We start from the raw sequence: 1,811 nt of genomic DNA on the forward strand, positions 1-1,811 counted from the left end.
AAATTTGTAAGCCCAAAATGAGCTTTTGGTATTGTAGAACAAAGAGCTTACATAGATGTTGACCTATTGTGATGAAATTTTACATTTGTTTTTGGGTTCAGCCAAGCATGCAACCGTAGCAAGTTCATAAAAATTGGTTAACCTTTGAGGCCATGGTGCCCCTTCTTTTTCTGAAAACGACATCAAAATTGGATAAGAAAGAACTGTAGAAGTTATGGCGGTGACAAGGATTTGTACACAGACAAACAGACATGCCAAAAAATGGACTTCAAATGGCCAAAAAGGCATTACCCAATATTTTTTTTTTTTTTTTAAGTTTGATTATTCAAAGGCCAACATCTATGTAAGATCTTTGTTCTACAATACCAAAATCTCATTTTGGGCTTACAAATTTTGAAATTGGGGACATCAAAGAAAATATCAAGAAAAAGTGAAAACAAAGCTTCAAACAACCTTTGGTTATTGAAGCAATAATATTCTAACATGAAATGACAATTGAAAGCTTTTTTTCCACAGTCATTATTGTTATTTGAATATACAAACCTCTCCATCCAATTCCAGGACAAGTCTCAAGACACCATGAGCAGCAGGATGCTGAGGACCAAAGTTGATCACCATGTTTTTAATCTGCTTTTCAACAGGCACCAAATTGTTAGGATTCCAATTGATGATTTTCCATTTTGTATCAGCTTGGTCAGGGTAAAGTACAGTGTACTTCAACTCTTCATAGTATCGGGCATCTGGAAACCATCTGTCTCCATTTTTTTTCCTGAGAAAAATATACAAGGTCTTGCAGATTTAAGTTAATGTCCAATAATTGAGATACTTTCTGTACCTATTGCTAAGAACACAATATAAAAGATGTTGCAGATTTAAGTTAATGTCCAATAATTGAGATACTTTCTGTATTGCTAAGAACAAAATTTGCATTGCTTCCCATATCAAAGGAAGAAGAAGAATAATTCCAACAAAAAATACATTTGAGATTTAACTCATTGCGCACCATATCATGGCTACCATGACATGGACTTTGAACTTTCATTGTTATTTAAATGGTACTTAATTTTAAATCAGGTTTTCTGGAGTGCAGAGTTTTTGCTCAATTTTCTGTCAACCTTGTGTACCCAATATTTGTGTGTGGGCACAATAAGAACAGAATGCAGCTAACACCAGCAGTCTTAAATAAAGCATTTCCCATGTGAAGTGAGCTGAGAAACAAACTGGAAATCTAGGTACCTACTTTGTTTAAATTTTGTTGTTGGGGCACAGGGCTGGGTTGGGTTATTTAGAAAGCAAGCTATCTCAAAAATGCAAGCTTTCTTCACACTGCCATTGTATTTTGGTCCGTACACAGTGGCAACTATTATGACATATTGATCTTAAGGGACTTCATGTCATGTTACAGGACACTCAAAATTTAGTTTTAACTGGTCCAGTATATACTGATGATTATGGTGAGTTATTGTGAGTAAGTTAATTAAGTGATAAAATCATTTACAATGAACCGTATGTGATTTTGGAAGTTGTTTTACTCAAAATCACTCCAGTGTTTGTCCAAGTGTTTACATGAGTGACATCATAATTTTGACTGTTTCAGTTTTACTAAGATTCTAGCCATGCATGACGGGATCATCAAGCATAAATTACCTGGAGAGAGCATTTCCTATCTTCCTGTATTAAAAACTGCAAGCAAAATAAACTGGTGAGTAACACGACTTTCCTTATCTTAAAAGATACTTTTAGGATATGGCAATTTGGCGAGATAAATCACGGTGAAAGTAAAAATTAAGAAGAAATGGATGTAATTATCG

The 1,811-nt window shown here is 34.4% G+C and carries 3 protein-coding genes; all 3 read right to left on the minus strand.

Annotation, left to right across the window (positions count from 1 at the left end):
- Window positions 1–63 precede the first annotated feature (63 nt).
- Window positions 64–288, minus strand: a complete 225-nt coding sequence (locus GY664_RS05020) for a hypothetical protein (protein WP_333948392.1) — start codon at window positions 286–288, stop codon at window positions 64–66.
- A gap of 237 nt (window positions 289–525) precedes the next feature.
- Window positions 526–720, minus strand: a complete 195-nt coding sequence (locus GY664_RS05025) for a hypothetical protein (protein WP_333948394.1) — start codon at window positions 718–720, stop codon at window positions 526–528.
- Between the two features lie 157 nt (window positions 721–877).
- Entirely contained in the window at window positions 878–1,006 is a 129-nt protein-coding gene (locus GY664_RS05030) for a hypothetical protein (protein WP_333948393.1), read from the minus strand.
- Window positions 1,007–1,811: the final 805 nt, after the last annotated feature.

Origin of the sequence: Candidatus Liberibacter brunswickensis (assembly GCF_036858155.1) — a bacterium.
In the GTDB taxonomy this organism is placed as follows: domain Bacteria; phylum Pseudomonadota; class Alphaproteobacteria; order Rhizobiales; family Rhizobiaceae; genus Liberibacter; species Liberibacter brunswickensis.